The sequence below is a fragment of the Kitasatospora sp. NPDC091257 genome (assembly GCF_044757675.1).
Taxonomy (GTDB): Bacteria; Actinomycetota; Actinomycetes; order Streptomycetales; family Streptomycetaceae; genus Kitasatospora; species Kitasatospora lactacystinica.
The window spans coordinates 1-1,119 of the sequence record NZ_JBIVVI010001845.1 but is presented as its reverse complement, the minus strand read 5'-3'; the positions used below and the strand labels follow the sequence as shown (position 1 = coordinate 1,119).

At 69.9% G+C, this 1,119-nt stretch carries 1 protein-coding gene; it reads right to left on the bottom strand.

Annotated elements, in window-relative coordinates; genetic code table 11:
• Positions 1-1,026: glycoside hydrolase family 26 protein (locus ACIQOV_RS42415; RefSeq protein WP_401056611.1), on the bottom strand; the 1,026-nt coding region annotated here is incomplete at its 3' end.
• Positions 1,027-1,119 lie beyond the last annotated feature (93 nt).

Sequence of the window (1,119 nt, the reverse complement as noted above, 5' to 3'; positions counted from 1 at the left end):
GCGCCTCATCACGCCCGGTCCGCCATAGACGGTTCGAATGCAGCTCTCATCCAGGATTGCCAGCAGCGGCGAGCCGGCCGTCGGGCTTGGAGTGGTCGGGGGATCGGTCGTCGGGGCGGGCGCGGGGGCCGGCGGCGCGGCGGTCAGGGCCGGCTGGGAGCGGATGGTCCAGGGCGTGTTGTAGCGGGGCGCGGAGACCCCGGCCGCGAACGCCTCGGACGCGGCGCCGGACGCGGCGACCCTCCAGTCGACCTCCTTGCGCGACTCGTACCAGATCACGCCGATGATGTCGGGGTGCTGGGGGAGCTGCGCGAACATCTCGGTGATCCACTGCGCCTTCAGCCCCGAGGTGTCGGTGGCCCCGGTCTCGGTGATCACCACGGGCTTCTTCGTGAACGCCCGGATCTGCTCGATGGTCGGCTGGAAGATCTGGTCGAACGACTTGTACTTCTCGACGCCGGTGGTGCCGTAGTAGCCGGACAGGCCGACCCAGTCGACGTAGTCCTCGCCCGGGTAGAGCGTGTTCAGGCTGGTGGCGTTCTCGTAGTCGACGTTGGGGCTCCACACCCAGGTGACCCGGGTGGCGCCGACCTGCTTGAAGATGTCGTGGACGTGCTGCCACGCCTGGACGTACTGGCCCTTCCGGTTGCCGTTCGCCTGCTCGGTCCAGGGGTACCAGTAGCCGTTCATCTCGTGGGCGAAGCGCAGGGCGATGGGGTAGCCGAGGCCCTTGACGCCCTCGGCCCAGGTCCTGATGTAGTCGTCGAACCTGCCGTCGATGATGTTCGAGAGGGCGTACTCCGGCTGCTCGCCGCGGAGCTTGTCCTCCTTCGCCTCCTTGCGGTAGTCCCACGGCTCCCAGGCGACCATCGGCATGATGCCGCGCTCGGCGACGGTGTCGAACACCCGGCGGTCGAACTTCCGGTCCCACCAGCCGACCGAGAACTCCAGCACGCTCGGCTGGTGCTTGACGGCGGCGGTGAACTCGTCGAGCGGGCCGAGGTCGTACGGGCCGGGTTTGGTCATGATGCCGGTGAAGGCGCCGCCGGCCGGCGGGAACTGCGGCGGCGGGGGCGGCGGGACGGCGGTCGCGCCCGGCGTGGTGGGGGTGGCGGAGGG